The following is a 20,312-nucleotide window of genomic DNA, read 5'->3' as shown; positions in this document are numbered from 1 at the left end:
ACCATGGCGGACCAGGACCTGACGGGCGGTAGTGGCAACGACATCGCGATCATCGGCATGTCCGGGAGGTTCCCCGGCGCGGCGAATGTGCGGGAACTCTGGCGCGGTCTCCTCGACGGCGTGGAGCTGGTCTCCCGCCTGGCGCCGGAGTCGCTGGAGTCCTCGCCGCTGGTGCCCGAAGCACTGCGGAAACACCCGGACTTCGTGCCCGTGGCGGGAGTGTTGGAGGGAGCGGACACCTTCGACGCGGACTTCTTCGACGTGCCCCCGCGCGAGGCGCTGTGGATGGACCCGCAGCAGCGGGCGTTCCTCGAGTGCGCCTGGGCAGCGCTGGAGGACGCGGCCTATGACCCGACTCGCTACTCGGGGAAGATCTCCCTGTACGCGGGCGCATCTCCGTCGCTGCACACGCTGGGCATGTTGGGCCAGGGGCAACTGGACCCGGCCTCGCTGTACGAGGTGATGGGCACGTCCGGCGAGAACCTGGCCACCAAGGCCTCGTTCAAGCTGAAGCTGCGGGGCGAGAGCCTCGCCGTCTACACGGCATGTTCCACCGGCCTGGTCGCGGTCCACATGGCCTGTCAGAGCCTGCTGCTGCGCCAGTCCGACATCGCGCTGGCGGGCGCGGTGCGCATCTCCCTGCCACAGCGCACCGGCTACCTCTTCCAGGAGGGGATGATCCTCTCTCCGGATGGACACTGCCGTGCCTTCGACGCGCGCGCGGCCGGCACGGTGCCGGGCAATGGTGTCGCGGCGGTGGTGCTCAAGCCGCTCGCGGACGCGCTGCGGGATGGAGACCACGTCTACGCCGTCATTCGAGGCTCCGCGCTGAACAACGACGGTGGCCTGAAGGTGGGCTACACGGCGCCCAGCGTGGAGGGACAAGCGGATGTCGTCGGCGAGGCGCTCGCCTATGCGGGACTGACGGCGGACGACATCGGCTACGTCGAGGCGCATGGCACCGGCACGGCGCTGGGAGACCCCATCGAAGTGGCGGCGCTGACGCGGGCCTTCCGGCGGGACACGGACCGCAAGGGTTACTGCGGCCTGGGCTCGGTGAAGACGAACCTGGGGCACCTCGACACCGCGGCCGGACTCGTGGGGCTCATCAAGACGGCCCTGGTGCTCTCCGAGGAGGTGATTCCTCCCACGCTCCACTTCACATCACCCAACCCCGCCATCGACTTCGCGAGCAGTCCGTTCTCCGTCGTCGCGTGGAAGCAACCGTGGCCGCGGGGCGACGTGCCGCGGCGCGCGGGCGTGAGTTCGTTCGGTATCGGCGGCACCAACGCGCATGCCGTGTTGGAGGAAGCGCCACGGAAGGAGGCCTCGGGTTCGAGCGCGAGACCTGCTCAGCTCGTCACCGTGTCCGCGCGCTCGGCGCAGGCGCTCACCACGTCCGTGCACGAGTTGGCGGAGTGGCTGGAGTCGGCCCCCGAGGACGTGTCGCTCGCGGACGTGGCCTTCACTCGCAACGTGGGGCGAGGGGCCTTCGAGCATCGGCTCGCGGTGGTGGCCAGGGACCGGGCGGAGCTGCTCGCGCGACTGCGGACGCCGAGCAGTGGACGCGTGCTGGAGGATGTGGCCGCCGCGCGAGAGCGGCGCGTGGCCTTCCTGTTTCCGGGGCAGGGTGCGCAGTCGCTGGGGATGGGACGCGAGCTGTACGGCGCGGAGCTGGGCTTCCGGAAGGCCGTGGACACGTGTCTGCGAGAGGTGGGGCCCGCGCTGGAGAGGGTGCTGCGCGACGTGCTGTTGCCCGGCCCGGGCGCGGAGGCCGCGGCGCGCGAGGCCCTGGGTGACCCACGTCACGCGCTGCCCGCGCTGTTCTGCGTGGAGTACGCGCTGGCGAAGCTCTGGGAGTCGTGGGGCATCCAGCCGCGAGCGCTGCTGGGACACAGCTTCGGCGAGTACGCGGCGGCGTGTGTCGCGGGTGTCCTGCCGTTGGAGGATGCGCTGACGTTGGTGGTGGCGCGCGGGCGGCTGATGTCGCGGCTGCCTCCGGGAAGCATGACGGCGGTGGGCTGCGCGGAAGAGGTGGTGCGCCCGTTGCTGACCGGAGCGCTCGCCCTGGCGGCGGTGAACGGGCCCGAGCGGTGCGTGGTGTCGGGGCCCACGATGGAAGTCGAAGCCCTGGAGCGGGAGCTGGTGGCCCGAGGCGTGGGCGTGCTCCGACTGCCCGCCGGACACGCCTTCCATTCGGAGGCCGTGGAGCCGCTGAAGGAGGAGCTGTCGCTCGTGGTGTCGAGCCTGCGCCTCTCCGAGCCCCGGGTGCCGTACGTCTCCAGCGTCACGGGCACCTGGATTCGTCCGGAGGAGGCCACGGACCCTGCTTACTGGGCGCGGCAGATGCGAGCCCCGGTGCGCTTCGGGGATGGACTGGAGACGTTGAAGGAGAGCGGCTTCACCCTCTTCCTGGAGGTGGGGCCGGACCAGGCGCTCACGACGCTGGCACGGCTGGGACTGCGTGGACACGCGGGGCGCGCGGTGGCCTCACTGCCTCGGGCCGGCTCGAAGGTCAGTGAGCATGGCGTGCTCATGGATGCGCTGGGTGCGCTCTGGGAGTCGGGGCTGGAGCCTGACTGGACGCGCGTCTACGCGAGTGAGCGACGCAGCAGGGTGTCGTTGCCCACGTATCCGTTCCAGCGTCGGCGCTTCGCGTTGGACTCGCCCGCGGTGCTCGTGGCGCCGCCTGTCACCTCGGTGTCGCCCGGTGTGGCTTCCGGGCCCGAGGCCGTTCGTGCGCAGCCCCCCGTGGCGGTGGAAGTCCCCGCGAACAAGGCGGGGCCGCGAACCGACGTGGAACGAGGCGTGCTCGCAATCTGGCGCGAGCGGCTGGGGCGTTCGGATTTCGGCATCCACGATGACTTCCTGGAGCTGGGTGGCAACTCGCTGATGGCGGCGCAGATGCTCACGCGACTGCGCGAGGCCTTCCCGGTTCAGCTCCCGCTGAGTGACTTGTTCGAGGCGCCCACCGTGGCGGGTGTGTCGGGGCGAATCCAGGCGCGACTGGGCGCCGAGGGTCTGGGGTCGAAGGAGGGGGTGCTGCCGCCCCTGGTGCGCATCGCGCGCGAGGGTGTGCTGCCCCTGTCGGTGGTGCAGGAGCGAGTCTGCGCGCTGGAGGATGCGCTCCCGGGCAACCCCGCGCTGAACATGTCGGTGGCCCTGCGGCTGTCGGGCCAGCTCGACGTCGCGGTGTTGCGGCGGAGCTTGGAGGACGTCGTACGGCGTCACGAAGCCCTGCGCACGACGTATCCACACGTGGATGGACACAGGGTGCAGCGCGTCTCCTCCGAGGTGCGAGTCCCCCTGGCCATCGACTCCCTCGTGGGAATGGCGGCGGAGGCGCGAGAGGTGGAGTGGCGTCAGCGGGTCTTCGCGGAGATGTCCCATCCGTTCGACCTCACGCATGGGCCCGTGGTGCGCGCCCGGCTGTTGAAGCTGGAGGAGCGGGAGCACCTGCTCGTCATCTCGGTCCACCACGTCGTGTGTGACACGTGGTCGCTGGTGGTGTTCAGCAGCGAGCTGGGGACGCTCTACGGCGCCTTCACGCGAGGCGAGGCTTCACCCCTGCCGGAGCTGGCGATTCAATACATCGACTACGCGGCCTGGCAGCGGAAGGCCCTGGAGTCGGGCGCCTTCTCCTCGCAAGCGGCGGCCTGGCGCGAGCGGTTGGCCGGCCTCCCTGGGCGGCTGGACCTGCCCGTGGACCTGCCTCCTGGTGAAGGGCCCGCGTTGAGCGGAGTCCGGCGCGCTGTCGGCTTCTCGGAGTCCCTGTCGAGCGCGGTCCATGCCCTGGCGCGGCGCGAGGGCGTCACGCCCTTCATGGTGCTGCTCGCGTCGTGGCAGTCGCTGCTCGCGCGCTGGGCGGGCCGCGACGACATCGTCGTGGGGACGCCCATCGGCAACAGGACGCGTCCGGAGCTGGAGCCGTTGATCGGCTACGTCGCGCATGCGGTGCCCCTGCGCACGGACCTGTCCGGAGACCCCACGTTCCGGGAGCTGCTCGGGCGCGTGCGGGATGTCACGCTGGACGCGTACTCGCAGCCGGATGTTCCCTACGAGCACCTCATCCGAGAGGTGGAGCCCACGCGCGCCCCGGGCCGCGAGCGCGTGTTCGATGCGCTCTTCGTCCTGCACCCTCGCTTCGATGCGACCCTGGAGGCGCCCGGGCTGCGGATGCAGTTGGTGGAAGTGGAGGAGGGCCCGCCTCGCTTCGGCGCGGTGCTGTCGCCCCTGTCCGTGTCGATGGGCGAGGACGCCGGGGGCTTCGCGGGCACGCTCGACTACGCGGTGGAGCGCTTCGCGCCGGAGACCATCGACCGGCTGCTGTCGCACTGGACGTCGTTGCTCGCGTCGGCCCTCGCGGACCCCGAGCAGCCGCTCTCCGAACTGCATCTGGAGGCCGACGGATCCAAGGCCCTTCCTGCTCCTTCCTCCGAAGCTTCGTCTGCGCCGCCTCGCATGGTCTCCAGGCTGCTGGAGCTTCACGCTTCGCGGGCGCCGGAGGCGGTGGCGCTGTCGATGGAGGGGCAGGAGGACGTCACGTGGCGGAGGTTGCGCGCGGAGGCGACTCGCTTCGCGTCCGAGCTGCGCACGAAGGGCGTGGGACCCGAGGTGCTCGTCGCCGTGTGCCTGGAGCCATCCGTTGAACGCGTGCTGGCGCTCTGGGCGGTCCTGGAGGCGGGTGGTGCCTATGTGCTGCTCTCCGTGCCCCAGCTCCGGGAGCTGGCCACCCTCGCCCCCGAGGGAGGAGCACCGCCCTTGTTGCTGACGCACGCGCGCCTGCACACGAGCGCGCCGTTGGACCCGGCTCGCGTCATCCATGTCCCGGCGCTCTCGACGTGGGTGGATTCGGAAGGCGGATTCGCGTCGCGGGATTCCATCGCTCGACGTGCGACGGAGTCCTCGCCGGAGACGATGGTCTGCTTGGAGTCGCTGGTGGGGGCCACGGGTGCGCGACTGCGTGCCGTGCACACTGCGCGCACGGTGGACGCGCTGTTCCAGCGACTCGACGCGACTGGCGAGGTGACGGCGGGGACGTGGCTCTCCGCGGAGGAAGCGGGGTCGCCGGGAACGGGACTGGAGTTGCTGTGGGCGCTGACGCGCGGCCTCCGCGTGGTGTTCCCATCGGAGCGTGCCCGGCTCGTGCTGACCACGTCGAGTGTCGCGGGGGGACGCCCCGGACCTGACTTCAGCCTGTCCTTCTTCGCCAACGACGAGGACTCCCTGGGCGGGCGGAAGTACCGCTTGCTGCTGGAGGCGGCGAAGTTCGCCGACGCGCGAGGCTTCTCCGCGGTGTGGACGCCTGAGCGGCACTTCCATGCGTTCGGCGGGCTGTACCCCCGGCCAGCGGTGGTCGGCGCGGGCGTGGCCACGGTGACGGAGCGGTTGGGGATTCGCGCGGGCAGCGTGGTGCTTCCGCTGCATGACCCCATCCTCGTCGCGGAGGAGTGGTCGGTGCTGGACAACCTGTCCGACGGACGTGTGGGCGTGTCGTTCGCCTCCGGCTGGCACGCGAATGACTTCGTCTTCGCCCCGGACCGGTATGCGCGGCGCAAGGAGGTCATGTTCAAGGGCATCGAGGAGGTGCGTACGCTGTGGCGTGGCGGCTCGGTGCTCCGGCGCAACGGCGCGGGTGACGAGGTGGAGGTGTTCCTTCGTCCGCGCCCCGTGCAGAAGGAGCTGCCGTTCTGGCTCACGGCGGCGGGAAGCCCCGACACGTTCCGCATGGCGGGTGAGATGGGGGCATATGTCCTCACGAACCTGATGGGGCAGAACCTGGACGACCTGTCGTCGAAGGTGGCGCTCTATCGCGAGGCCTGGCGGCAGCACGGCCATGCCGGACGCGGACACGTGAGCCTCATGCTCCACGCGTTCATGGGAGAGGACGAGGCGGAGGTCCGCCGCCGCGTGCGCAAGCCCCTGCTCGAGTACTTCCGCAGCTCGGTGGACATCCTCCAGGCCTTCGTGGCCAGCCTGGGCCTCAAGGGGGACTTCCGCTCGCTGACGCCAGGGGACATGGACTCCCTGCTCGAACACGGGCTGACGCGCTACGTGGAGGAGGGTGGCCTCTTCGGAACACCGGACACGTGTGGACCGGTGGTGGAGCGCGTGAAGCGCCTGGATGTGGATGAGGTGGCCTGCCTCGTGGACTTCGGCGTGGAGGTGGAGGCGACCCTCGACTCGCTCCAGCAACTGGACGTGTTGCGAGGACGCTTCGCGCCACCGTCGACGTCGCCTGTGCCGACCATGACGCTCCACGAAGGGCCGAGCGCCGCCGAGTCGTTGCTGTCACTGGTGCGCCAGACGGGGGCCACGCATCTGCACCTCACCGCGACGCTCGCGCGAGCCTTGTCCGCGCTGCCCGAGGCCGCCGAGGCGTTGCGTCCCGTTCAGCACATCCTGCTGGAAGAGGCGAAGCCGGAGGTCGCGGAGGCACTGTCGCGGGCACTGTCGGCCGGGATATCGCGCCGCGAGCCGATGCTCGGAATGGGAGCCTGGCTGCGGTCTGGGTCGGCTTCAGTGAAGGACTCCGTTTCGTGGGACGTGGTGGACACGCGAGGCCGCTCCGTGCCCGTGGGTGTCGTCGGAGAGCTGGCGGTGACGGGAGGTCAGGCGCCGCGCAGGCTCTGGAACGCGCCGGCCGCCACCGCGCTCCGATTGCTCCCGGACGGTGAAGCGGGGCCTCGCCTCGCGATGGGACGCAGGGCGCGCCGCCGCCTGGATGGCTCTTTGGAACTGCTGCCTCCGTTGCCCGTGTCGACGCGTCGTCCGATACCGCCGCGCGCCGTGGCCCAGTCGAGTGGGACAGCTCGGCGAGAGGGCCCACCGCCCATTCAACGGGTCTCCCGCGAGCGCCCGCTGCCGCTCTCCTTCGCGCAGCAGCGGCTCTGGTACATGGACCGGCTGGAGCCGGGGAATGTGGCCAACAACAACGCGGTGATGCTCTCGCTGAGGGGCACGCTCGACGCGGCCGCGCTGGAGCGCGCGCTCAACGAGGTGGTGCGCCGTCACGAGGTCCTCCGGACCCGGTTCTCGATGTCCGAAGCGGGCGGGGTGCAGCACATCTCGGAGTCGCTCCAGGTGCCGCTCCTCCTCTCCACGATGGAAGAGGAGGGCACGTCGGGCGTGGAGGGCTGGGCCCGCGAAGAGGCGCGCAAGCACTTCGACCTGGAGACGGGGCCGCTGCTGCGCACCTCGCTGCTGCGTGTCCGTGACGACGAACACGTGCTGTTGATCGCCATGCACCACATCGTGTCGGACGGCTGGTCCTCCGGTGTGATGTTCCACGAGCTGGCGAGCCTCTATGCCGCGTTCCTCGCGGGCCAGCCGTCTCCGCTTCCGCCCGTCACGGTGCAGTACGCGGACTACGCGGCCTGGCAGCTCGAATGGATGCGAGGCCCGGAGTTGGCCGCCGAGCAGGCCTGGTGGAGCGAAGTGCTGGCGGAAGTCCCCGTGCTCCGGCTGCCCACGGACCGCCCACGGCCTCCCGTGCAGACGTATCCGGGCGCGCGCCTGCCCATCTCGGTCTCCCGCACCATCACCGACGCGCTGGTGTCACTGGGGCGGCGAGAGGGCGCCACGCCGTTCATGGTGCTGATGACCGCGTGGCAGACGCTGCTCCACGCCTATACCGGGCAGCGGGACTTCGCGGTGGGCACCCCCGTCGCGGGACGCAACCGGCCTGAAATCGAGCCGCTCATCGGCTGCTTCATCAACTCCATCGTGCTGCGCGCCGACCTGTCCGGCGACCCCACCTTCACGGAGTTGATGGGCCGCGTGCGCCGCGCCTCGCTGGGGGCCTTCGCGCATCAGGAGGTGCCGTTCGAGAAGCTGGTGGACGCGCTCCATGTGGCTCGCGACCTGAGTCACACGCCCATCTTCCAGACGATGCTGGTGCTGCACAACACCCCGCCCATCGAACTGACCATGTCCGGTCTGCGCTTGAGCAGCCAGGGTGTCCACACGGGGGCCACGAAGCTGGACCTCATGATGGAGTTGGTGGAGTCGAAGGACGGGTTGTCCGGAGGCATCGAGTACAACACCGACCTCTTCGACGCCGACACCATCACCCGACTCTCGGGACACCTGCTGCGACTGTTGGAGCAACTGGCCGCGCATCCCGAGCGACGCCTGTCGGAGCTGTCCCTGCTGTCCGAAGCCGAGCGCAATCGGCTCCTGGTGGAATGGGCCACTCCTCCCGCGCCGGCGTCGTCGTCGGGCGAGACGGTGACCGCGTGCTTCGTGGCGCGCGCTGCCTCGGTCCCAGAGGTTGTCGCGGTGGACGACGGCACACGCCAGCTCACCTATCGCGAGCTCGAGGTCCTGTCCGCGCGACTCGCGGGGGCGCTGAAGGCGGTGGGAGCGGGCCCGGGGAGCATCGTCGCGCTCGCGCTCGCGCAGCCCTCCGAGGTGGTGGCGGGAATGCTCGGCATCCTGCGCTCGGGAGCGGCCGTGGTGGTGCTCGACCTGGAGCATCCCACCGAGCGGCTGGCTGGAATCCTCGAGGACACGAAGGCGCTCGCGGTCGTGACGTCCAGCGCCTGGGTGGCGCGGGTTCCCAAGCGTGAGGGCCTGACGCTGGTGACGCTGGAGGCACTCCCCGCGAACCTGGAAGCGCCAGTCGCGGAGCCCGAGCCGCACCATGCCGCGTGCATCGTCTACACCTCCGGCTCCACCGGAAGGCCTCGGGGCGTGGTGCTGGAACACCGTCAGCTCGTCTCCGCGACGCGCGCGCGGCGGGCCGTCTATGGCGCTCCGGGAGTCGTGCTGTCCCTGGCGCCCTTCACCTTCGATGCCTCGCTGGCGGGGCTGCTCTGGTCGCTCTTCGATGGCGGCACGTTGCGCTATCCGGACGTGGAGGACCGCGAGGACCCGAGGAAGCTGGCGGAGCTGGTGGCCAGGTCCAGGGTGACGCACCTCATCTCCGTGCCCGCCCTCTATGCGCAGGTGCTCGCGGCGGCGCCCGCCGGAGGACTGGTGGGCTTGCGCGCGGTGAGCGTGGGCGGAGAAGCCTGCACGCTGGAGCTGGCGCGAGCGCATCATGAGGCCCTGCCCGAGGTGCCGTTGTTCAACGAGTACGGCCCGACGGAGGCGACCATCTGGAGCACGGTGCACCGTGTCCGGAGGGACGAGCAGGACCATGTGCCCATCGGCCGTGCCGTGCCGGGCGCTCGGGTGTACCTGCTGGATGGCCGAGGTGGACTCGCGCTGCCTGGAGCGCCGGGTGAAATCCACGTGGGTGGCTCTGGCGTGGCGCGCGGGTACCTGGGCCAGCCTGGGCTCACCGCCGAGCGCTTCGTGGCGGACCCCTTCGACCCACAGCCGGGCGCGCGCCTGTATCGCACGGGAGACGTGGCCCGCTGGCGGCGCGATGGGACCTTGGAGTTCCTGGGCCGCGCGGATGCGCAGGTGAAGGTGCGCGGCTTCCGCATCGAACCGGGCGAAGTGGAGGCCGCGCTGCTCGCGAATCCCGAGGTGCGGGAGGCGACGGTGGTGGCGAGGGCGGAGGGGAACGGGCCCAAGCGGCTCGTCGCGTACGTGGTGGCCCACCGGCCAGGTGAAGTCGAGGCGCTGACCGCGGGCGCGCTGAAGCCGTGGCTGCTCTCCCGTCTTCCGCCGTACATGGTGCCGTCCGCCTTCGTCACGCTGGCCGCGCTGCCGCGCACGCGTCACGGCAAGGTGGACGCGCGCGCGCTGCCGGCACCGGAGGTCCAGTCGTCGAAGACCTCCAACGCGGAGGTGACGGCGCCTCGCACGCAGGTGGAGGAGCGGCTCGCGGAGCTGTGGCGCCAGGTCCTCAATGTGGAGCGCGTGGGCATCCACGACGACTTCTTCGAGCTGGGAGGTGACTCCATCCTCGGCTTGCAGATTGTCACCCGCGCCCGCGCTGCCGGAATCGAACTGTCTCCGAAGCAGCTCTTCCAGAACCCCACCGTGGCGAGACTCGCGACGGTGGCGGGGACACGGCTCACGGTGCAGGCCGAGCAGGGGCCCGTGGTGGGCCCCGTGGCGCTCACGCCCATCCAGCACTGGTTCTTCGAACTGGAACTGGAGGAGCCGCACCACTGGAACATGTCGCTGATGTTCGAGGCGCGGACCGGGCTCGACGCCTCGCTGCTGGAGCGCGCGCTGGCGCAAGTCGTCGAGCACCACGACGCCCTGCGGCTGCGCTTCGCCAGGAAGGAGGACGGCTGGCATCAGACGTCCGTGGCTCCCGGTGCGCTGGTGGAGGTGGCGCGCGTGGACTTGTCGGCCGTGCCACTGGAGGCGATGGGGCCCGCGCTGGAGCGGTGCGCGCTGGAGCTCCAACAGTCGCTGAGTCTGGAGTCGACGCTCGTCCGGGGCGTGCTGCTGGAGCGAGGGCCTGGACTGTCCGCGCGGCTGATGCTGGCGGTCCATCACCTCGCGGTGGACGCCGTCTCCTGGCGAATCCTCCTGGAGGACCTGGCGACGGCGTACGCGAGCCTCGCTGAAGGAGGCGAGGTGCGGCTGCCACCGAAGACGACCTCCTTCCAGGTGTGGGCACGGGGCCTGGAGGCCCTGGCTCGCTCGGAGAAGCTGCTCGCGGAGCGCGAGTGGTGGCTGGAGCGGCCTTGGGTCGAGGCGGCTCGACTGCCGAGGGACTTCCCGGAGGGCCTCAACACCGAGGCCACCGCGAGCACGGTGCGGGTGTCGCTGGACGCGGAGCAGACGAAGGCGCTGATGCACGACGTGCCGAAGGCCTGGCACACGCAGGCGCAGGACCCCTTGCTCACCGCGCTGGCGCAGGCCCTGACGGCCTGGACGGGGCGGAGCGTGGCCCTGGTGGATGTGGAGGGACACGGCCGTGAAGAGGTGCTGCCCGGCGCGGATGTCTCCCGCACGGTGGGGTGGTTCACGCGGGTCTTCCCCGCGCTGTTGGACCTGCGCGAGGCGCGTGGGCCCGGTGAGGCCCTGCGCGTCGTGAAGGAGTCGCTGCGCGCGGTGCCGACGCAAGGCATGGGTTGGGGGCTGCTGCGTTACGTGACGAAGGACGCCGCGTTGGAGGCGCTCCCCTCGGCGGAGATTGGCTTCAACCACCTGGGACAGGTGGACGGCATCGTCGGGACGGGCGGGCCCTTCGGACTGGCTCCGGAGAGTGACGGGCTGCGGCAGCGCGCGGGCAGCTCGAGGCGGCCGTACCTGCTGGATGTGACGAGCGTGGTGCGCGAGGGACGGCTGGAGGTGACGTGGACCTTCAGCGAGGCGGTCCACCGGCGAGAGACGGTGGCGGCCGTGGCGGAGGACTTCGTGGTGCGGCTGGTGGCGCTGGTGGCGGCTGCGCGAGCGCCCGACGCGGGGGGACATTCCCCGTCGGACTTCCCGCTCGCGAAGGTGAAGCAGTCGCAGCTCGACAAGCTTGCGGCGCGGTTCGGAAAGAAGACGCGATGAGCGACAACCTCGAGGACCTGTACCCGCTGTCGCCCCTGCAAGGCGGCATGCTCTTCCACGCCATCGCGGAGCCCGGCCAGGGGCTCTACTTCAACCAGCTCGTCTGCGAGCTGCGCGGACGGCTGGACGTGGACGTCTTCGTCCAGGCCTGGCGGGGCGTGGTGGCGGCGCACCCCGCGCTGCGCACGGCGCTCGTCTGGGATGACGTGGACGAGCCGGTGCAGGTGGTGCTGCGCGAGGTGGAGTTGCCCGTGCGCGTCGAGGACTGGCGTGACCTGTCGGCCGATGCCTTCGAGTCCCGACTGACGACCTTCCTGGAGCAGGAGCGTCGGGAGGGGTTCGACCTGTCGCGCGCGCCGTTGATCCGCCTGACGCTGCTGCGAAGCGCGGAGGACGTGTACCGCTTCATCTTCAGTCACTCGCACCTGGTGCTGGATGGTTGGTCCGTGCCGCTGGTGGTGCGGGATTTCTTCACGCTGTACGAAGGCTCGCTCGCGGGTCGGTCGCCGAGGCTCGTCTCTCCGCGTCCCTTCGGTGACTACCTGGGCTGGCTGGCCGAGCATGGCCTGAAGGACTCGGAGGACTTCTGGCGCCGCGAGCTGGCGGGAGTGCACGAGCCCACCGCGACGGGAGCGGGGACGGGAGAGGGAACGGGGCGAATCACGCGCACCCGTCACCTGTCGGAGTCCACCACCGCCGCGCTCAACACCTTCGCGCGTCGGTACGGGCTCACGATGAGCACCCTGGTGCAGGGCGCGTGGGCGCTGGTGCTGGGACAGCTCTCCGGCTCCGAGGACGTCGTCTTCGGCACCACCGTCTCCGGTCGTCCCCCGGACCTGGCGGGCGTGGAGGACATGGTCGGGTTGTTCATCAACACCCAGCCGGTGCGGGTGCGCTGGTCCCAGTCGTTGACGTGGTCGACCTGGCTGCGCCGCATCCAGGACATGCAGGTGGAGGCGCGCCAGCACGAGCATGCGCCCCTGGTGAAGGTCCAGCGTTGGAGCGACGTCCCCGCGGGCACCGCGCTCTTCGACACGCTCGTCGTCTTCGAGAACTACCCGCTGGATGCGGCGCTCACCTCCGCTTCACGCGCGTTGGAGGTGCGCGACGTGCGGGCTCGGGAGGCGGACCACTTCGGCCTCACGGTGATTTCCACGCCGGGGACTCGGCTCCCGCTGCTCCTGCGCTATGACCAGACCCGCTTCACGCAGGCGTTCGCGGATGCGCGACTGGAGCGGATGGCCCTCGTGCTGGAGGCCATCGCGGCGCGGCCCGACGGGCGACTGGGAGACCTGTCCCTGCTGTCGGACGCCGAGCGTCACCAGCTCCTGGTGACCTGGAACGACACCCGCGCGGACTTCCCGGAGCACGCCACCGTGCATGGCCTCTTCGAGGAGGCGGTGTCGCGCGCTCCTGATGCGCTGGCCGTGTCGATGGGTGAAGCGCGCGTCAGCTTCCGCGAACTGGATGCGAGGGCGAACCAACTGGCGCACCACCTGAGGAGCCTGGGCGTCCGGCGAGGCACGCTGGTGGGCCTGTGCTTCCGGCGCTCACCGGACATGGTGGTGGCACTGTGGGCCGTCCTGAAGGCCGGAGGCGCCTATGTGCCCATCGACCCCGCCTGGCCGTCGACCCGCGTGTCCTTCTTGCTGGAAGACACCGGCGTGCCCGTCGTCCTCACCGAGGATGCGCTCGTGGATGCGCTGCCGGTGACCTCGCAGTTCCTCCTCTGTCTGGATACGGAGTGGGCGCACACCGCGGGACGCGAGCCCGTGACACCGCCGGAGCCACTGGCTGGAGCGGAAGACCTCGCCTACCTCATCTACACCTCCGGGAGCACGGGGCGTCCCAAGGGCGTGATGGTCGAGCACCGGGGCGTGGTGAACTACCTGACCTGGGCGCTGCGGGCCTATGGGCTCGCGGAGGGCAGTGGTTCGCCGGTGCACTCGCCGCTGTCGTTCGACCTGACGGTGACGAGCCTGGTCGCGCCGCTGGTGGCGGGACGGCAGGTGGTGCTGGTGCCGGAAGACGCGGGCATCGAGGGCCTGGGTGAGGCCCTGCGCGCGGGCAGCCACTTCAGTCTGGTGAAGCTGACGCCCACGCACCTGCGCATGCTGGCCGCGCAGCTTCGGCCAGAGGAGGCCGGGGGACGCGCGCGCGCCTTCGTCATCGGCGGTGAGGCGCTGACGGCCGAGGGCATCGCCTTCTGGCGCGAGCACGCGCCCGACACTCGCCTCATCAACGAGTATGGCCCCACGGAGACGGTGGTGGGGTGCTGCGTGTACACGGTGAGCGCGGCGGACCCGATGAGTGGCCCGGTGGCCATCGGTCGGCCCATCGCGAACACGCGCCTGTATGTCCTGGATGCGAGCCTGCGTCTCGTGCCGGCGGGGACGGTGGGCGAGCTGTTCATCGGGGGTGCGGGTGTCGCGCGAGGCTACTGGCGGAGGCCGGAGCTGACGGCGGAGCGCTTCGTCCCAGACGCCTTCGGCGCGGAGCCGGGGGCCAGGCTGTATCGCACGGGAGACCGGGTGCGCTGGCGCGCGGACGGGCGGCTGGAGTACCTGGGCCGCGCGGACTTCCAGGTGAAGGTGCGCGGCTATCGCATCGAGCTGGGCGAGGTCGAGTCCGTGCTGCGGACACATCCCTCGGTGGGCGATGCGGTGGCGGTGGTGCGCGAGGACGGGCCCTCGGGCGCGAGACTCGTGGCGTACGTGGTGCCCTCCGGCGCACCGCGTCCGGAGTCCGCCGCGCTGCGAGAGTTCCTGGAGGAGCGGCTGCCCGAATACATGGTGCCCGCGGCCTTCGTCGTGCTGGACGCCTTCCCGCTGTCCGACAACGGCAAGGTGGAGCGCAGGGCCCTGCCGGCGCCGGAGCTGTCGGTGGTGGAGGGGACCGCCGAGGTCGCCCCGCGCGACGAGAAGGAGACCGCCCTCGCGACCATCTGGGCCCAGGTGCTGGGACGTCCCCAGGTGAGCGTGCACGAGGACTTCTTCGAGCTGGGGGGCGACTCCATCCTCGGCATCCAGGTCATCTCCCGCGCCGCGCAGGCGGGGCTGCATCTGAGCGCGAAGCAGCTCTTCGACCATCCGACGGTGGCGCGACTGGCGGCGGTGGTATCCGAGGCGCCCCGGGAAGTCGTCACCCAGGGGCCCGTGACAGGTCCGGTGGAGCTGACCCCCATCCAGCGCTGGTTCTTCGAGCGCGGGCTGTCAGGGGCGCACCACTTCAATCAAGCCCTGCGCTTCACGCTGCGCGAGCGGATGGTGGCCGAGCCTCTGGACCGCGCCCTCCAGCTCGTGCGCGAGCACCACGATGCCCTGCGCCTGCGCTTCACGAGGGACGGACAGGGCGGCTGGCATCAGGAACTGACGGGACTGGACGGCACCCTGCCGTTGGAGACGGTGGACCTCTCGCGGTGGGCGCCGGAGACTCGAAGCGCCGAGGTGGAGGCGCACTCGGCGCGGGTCCAGGAGCGCTTGAGTCTCTCCACGGGAGACGTCGCTCGAGCGGTGCTCTTCGACCTGGGGCCGGAGCAGCCGCAGGAGTTGTTGCTCGTCATCCACCACCTGGCCGTGGATGCCGTGTCGTGGCGGGTGCTGCTGGAGGACCTGCTGAATTGCTACCAGTGGCTTCGCGCGGACGAGCCCGTGCGACTCCCCGCCAAGACGCTGTCCTATCAGTCCTGGGCCTCGCGACTGGTGGAGCATGCGCGCACGCCGTCAGCGCGGGAGGAAGCGACGTTCTGGCTCGGGCTCCCTTGGGAGCGGGTGGGCGCGCTTCCGCGTGAGGTGGAGGGAGGCCTCGCCAACACGGAGGGCGCGGCGCGGCTGATTGAGGTGTCGCTGGAGCCCGCGGAGACGCAGGTGTTGCTCCAGGACGTGGCGAAGGCGCTCCGCGCGAAGCCGGACGAGCTGTTGCTGGCCGCGCTTGCCCACGTGCTGCGCCGGTGGACGGGTGCGTCGTGCGTGCGGGTGGAGATGGAGGGGCATGGGCGCGAGAACCTCTTCGGAGAGGTGGACCTCTCGCGCACGGTGGGGTGGTTCACCAGCATGTACCCGGTGCTGGTGGAGTCGACGGGAGAAGGGCCCGGCGCGTGGGTGCGCGCGGCGAAGGAGGCGATGCGACGCACGCCGTCCAAGGGCGTGGGCTTCGGAGTGCTGCGCTACCTGTCCCCGGACCGCGAGCTGCGAGAGCGACTGCGCGCCCTGCCCGCGCCGGAGGTGGGGTTCAACTACCTGGGACAGTTCGACAACGTACTGCCCGCCACGGCGCCGCTGCGATTGTCGGAGGGCTCGGTGGGGCCCACGCGCGCACCGGAAGGACCGCGCGCGCACCTGCTCGACGTGGACTGCGCCGTCAGCGGCGGCCGGATGCGGCTGATGTTCACCCATGGCTCGGGGGTTCATCGGACCGAGACGATGGAGAAGCTGGCCCAGGCGCTGCGCGCGGCCCTGCGTGAGCTCATCGCGCATGGGACGTCCGAGGATCCGCGCGGGCTGTCGCCGTCGGACTTTCCCCTGGCGAAGCAGGGGCAGGGCGCGCTGGAGGGACTCGCGGACCGGATGGCCGCGAAGGGCCTGCGCCTGCGCGACGTGGAGGACCTGTATCCCCTGTCGCCGTTGCAGCAGGGCATCTTGTTCCACCATCTCCAGGAGGAGGAGACCCAGCCGTACTTCAACCAGATAGCCTTCGAGCTGGATGGCGTGCTCGACGTGGGGGCGCTGACGGAGGCGTGGCGGCAGGCGACCCGGCGCTTCACCATCCTCCGCACGGCGTTCTTCTGGGCGGGGCTGGATGCGCCGCTGCAAGCGGTGATGCGCGACGTGGAGCCCACCGTCTCCGTCGAGGACTGGCGCGCGATGCCACGGGATGATCTGGAGGCTCGGGTGTCGGCCTTCTTCGTCTCGGACCGACGACGAGGCCTGGAGCTCTCCGTCGCACCGCTGTTCCGGTTGACGCTGCTGCGCACGGGCGAGCGGGTGTGGCGCGTGGTGTTCAGCGTCACGCACCTGTTGCTGGATGGCTGGTCCACGCAGTTGGTGACGCGGGACGTGTTCACTCGCTACGAGTCGCTTCGTCGTGGAGTGACGCCGCCGCGAGGTGACGTCCGTCCCTACCGGGACTTCATCGCGTGGCTGGAGCAACAGGAGCAGGGCGCCGCGAGGGACTTCTGGAGCAAGGCGCTCCAGGGCTTCTCGGCGCCCACGCGGTTGAACGTGGGCGGTGTGCCTCGGGGGCAGGGGGAGCGAGGGGACCAGGAGCTGCGGCTCGGCGCGGACGAGACGTCGGCGTTCGTCGCCTTCGCCCGACAGCAAGGGCTCACGCCGGGCACGCTGCTCCAGGGAGCCTGGGCGGTGCTGCTGGGGCGCTACAGCGGCGGCGATGACGTGGTCTTCGGACTGACGGTCTCCGGACGGCCGCCCGAGCTCTCCGGCATCGAGAGCATGGTGGGCATGTTCATCAATGCCATCCCCGTGCGAGTGAAGCTGCCCGCCTCGCGGCCCGTGGGGCCGTGGCTGAAGGCATTGCAGTCGTGGTTGCAGGAGGCGCGTCAGTACGAGTCCTCGTCGCTGGTGGAGGTGCGCCGCTGGAGTGAGGTGCCTTCGAGCGAGCCGCTGTTCGAGAGCCTCGTCATCTACGAGAACTATCCGATGGAGGCGGGGCTCTCCACGCCGTCGGATGAGCTGGTGGTCCGCAACCCCACGTCGATGGAGGTGGACCATCACCCGCTGACCTTGATGGCGCTGCCCGGACACGAGCTGTTGCTCCGGTTGACCTACGACGCCCGACGCTTCGACGCGGCGGTGGTGCGGCGCATGCTGGCGCACCTGCGTCAGGTGCTGCGCGAGCTGCGTGAGAAGGTGGAGCGGCCGTTGTCGGAGCTGACGTTGCTCGGTATGGAGGAGCGACGACAGGTGCTCGCCGAGTGGAATCCCACGGCGTGCGCGGCACACGTTCCCGTGGCGGTGTTCCGCCCGGTGGAGGACTGGGCGGCCCGCGCGCCAGATGCCATCGCCGTCACCGACGGGACGCGGTCGCTGACCTATGCGGAGCTGGAGGCTCGGGCCAATCAGCTCGCGCGCCACCTGGAGTCGCTGGGAGTTTCCATCGGGAGCACGGTGGGCTTGTGTCTGGACAAGAGCCTGGACCTGGCTGTCGCCGTGCTGGGCGCGCTCAAGGCGGGGGCCACGTATGTGCCGTTGGATCCGCGCTATCCGGCGGAGCGACTGGCGTTCATGTTGGAGGACTCAGGCGCCGCCGTGGTGCTGAGTCATTCGCGGCTGGGCGCGGTGTTGCCGGTGGATTCACGCGCGCGCCGCGTGTTCATGGACCTGGAGTCGGAGGCCCTGGCGCGTCAGCCGACCGAGGCGCTTGCTCGGGAGGTACCGCCGGAGTCGGCGTGTTACCTCATCTACACCTCGGGCAGCACGGGGCGGCCCAAGGGCGTGGCGCTGTCGCACCGTGCGCTGTCGCATCTCCTGGCGTGGCAGCTCGAACGGTCCGTCAATCCGTCCGCGACGACGCTGCAGTTCGCGGCGCTCAGCTTCGATGTGTCCTTCCAGGAGATGTTCTCCACCTGGTGGGCCGGTGGCACGTTGGTGCTGCCTTCGGAGGATGTGCGTCAGGACTTGTCAGCGCTTTTGACGTTCCTGGACAGGCACGCGGTGGAGCGCCTCTTCCTGCCCTTCGTGGCGCTTCAGGCCCTGGCGGAAGTGGCGGTCCAGCGCGCGATGGTGCCCAGGGCGCTGCGCGAAGTGGTGACCGCGGGTGAGCAGCTCCAGGTGACGCCCTCGCTGGTCGCGTTCTTCGAGCGTCTTCCCGGGTGCGTGCTGGAGAATCAGTACGGGCCGTCGGAGACGCACGTCGTCTCGGCGCACCGACTGTCGGGGGCGCCGTCATCGTGGCCGCGTCTTCCGTCCATCGGCGCGCCGCTGCCGCACTGTCAGCTCTACGTGTTGGATGCGTGGGGACAGCCTTGTCCCGTGGGGATTTCAGGCGAGCTGTTCATTGGTGGCGCGCATCTGGCGCACGGGTACGTGGGTCGGCCGGAGCTGACGGCGGAGAAGTTCGTTCCGCATCCGTTCAGCGAGGTGGCTGGGGCTCGGCTGTATCGCACGGGGGACCTGGCGCGGTGGACGGCGGAGGGGACGGTGGAGTTCGTGGGTCGCCTGGATGGTCAGGTGAAGCTGCGCGGCTTCCGCATCGAGCTGGGCGAGGTGGAGGCGGTGCTGCGTGCCGCGCCCGGTGTTCGCGATGCGGCAGTGGTGGTGCGGGAGGATGTCCCCGGGGATCGGCGGCTCGTGGGGTACGTCGTCCTCTCGGAGAAGGACGGTGCGAAGCGGGAGGCCTTGCGCGCGCATGTCGGAGCGCACCTGCCGGAGTACATGGTGCCGTCCACCTTCGTGACGCTGGACGCGCTGCCGCTGACGCCGAGTGGCAAGGTGAACCGCAAGGCGCTGCCCGTGGCGGAGGCGGGTCCTGACGGAGTGGGTGTCTACGTTGCTCCGCGCACCGCGACGGAGGGCATGCTCGCGGGGCTCTTCGCGGAGGTGCTCGGGCTCGACAGGGTGGGCCTGCACGGCCACTTCTTCGAGTTGGGAGGTCACTCGCTGCTGGCCACGAGGGCCATCTCCCGGGTGCGGAGCGCGTTCGGTATCGAGCTGCCGCTGCGCGAGCTGTTCGAGGCGCCCACGGTGGCGGAGCTCGCGCTTCGGGTGGATCGACTGATTCGAGCGGGGACTGCTCAGGTGGCGCCGCCGTTGGTGCCGAGGGACGACAAGAGTCGGCCGCCGAGACTGTCCTTCGCGCAGCAGCGCCTGTGGTTCCTGGACCAGCTCGAACCGTTGAGTGCTTCGTACAACGTCCCTGGCGCGGTGCGGATGACGGGGCCGTTGAACAGGGAGGCGTTGGCCAGGACGTTCCAGGAACTCGTGCGGCGACACGAAGCGCTGCGCACCACATTTCGAAGTGTGAATGGCGTCGCCGTGCAGGTGATCTCGCCGGAGTCACCGGTGGTGTTGCACGACGTCGATCTGGAAGGGTTTCCCGAGGAGCGTCGTGAGGCGGAGGCGCGTCGTCTCGTGGAGCAAGCGGTGCTGCTTCCGTTCGACCTGACGGTGGGGCCGTTGCTGCGAGTGACGCTGGTGAGGTTGTCAGCGGAGTCGCACGTGCTGGTGGTGGTGCTGCACCACATCGTGTCGGACGGGTGGTCGACAGAGGTGTTGGTGAGGGAGGTGGCGGCACTCTACGAGGCGTACGCGGAAGGCAAGCCGTCCCCGCTGGGAGAGCTGCCGGTGCAGTACGCGGACTACGCGGAGTGGCAGCGAGGGTGGTTGCAGGGAGAGGTGCTGGAGCAGCAGGTGGAGTACTGGCGGAGGCAGTTGGAGGGGGCACCGAGAGCGCTGGAGTTGGTGACGGACAAGCCAAGGCCGGCGGTGCAGAGCTTCCGGGGGGCCATGCTGGAGAGGAGGTGGCCGAAGGGGCTGTGGAGGAAGGTGGAGGAGGCGAGCCGGAGGGAGGGGGCGACGCCGTTCATGGTGTTGCTGGCGGCGTACCAGGTGGTGCTGACGAGGTACGCGGGGCAGGAAGAAGTGGTGGTGGGTTTTCCGATAGCGGGGCGGACGCACGCGGAGACGGAAGGGCTGATTGGGTACTTCGCGAACACGTTGGTGCTGAGAGGGCGAGTGCGGGAGGAGGAGAGCTTCCGGGAGCTGGTGGGGAGGGCGAGAGAGGTGACGTTGGGTGCGTACGCGCACCAGGACGTGCCATTCGAGAAGTTGGTGGAGGAGTTGCTGCCGCGGAGGGACATGAGTCGCAGTCCACTGTTCCAGGTGTCGCTGACGTTGCAGAACACGCCCGGGGTGGAGGTGAAGCTGGGGAAGGGGTTGGTGCTGAGG

The 20,312-nt window shown here is 70.2% G+C and carries 2 protein-coding genes; both read left to right on the top strand.

Annotated features, from left to right (window positions below; all coding sequences use genetic code 11):
* The first annotated feature begins 3 nt into the window (after positions 1-3).
* Positions 4-11,412 (top strand): non-ribosomal peptide synthetase/type I polyketide synthase, encoded by an 11,409-nt coding sequence (locus HUW62_RS27010; RefSeq protein ID WP_176436026.1) that lies wholly within the window; start codon positions 4-6, stop codon positions 11,410-11,412.
* On the top strand, positions 11,409-20,312 hold an 8,904-nt coding region (locus HUW62_RS27005), incomplete at its 3' end, for a non-ribosomal peptide synthetase (RefSeq protein WP_176436025.1). The genes HUW62_RS27010 and HUW62_RS27005, both read left to right, overlap by 4 nt.

Origin of the sequence: Myxococcus sp. AM011 (genome assembly GCF_013372595.1) — a bacterium.
In the GTDB taxonomy this organism is placed as follows: Bacteria; Myxococcota; Myxococcia; order Myxococcales; family Myxococcaceae; genus Myxococcus; species Myxococcus eversor.
Note: the sequence above shows the minus strand (reverse complement) of the source record. Positions and strands in the feature narration are given on the sequence as shown.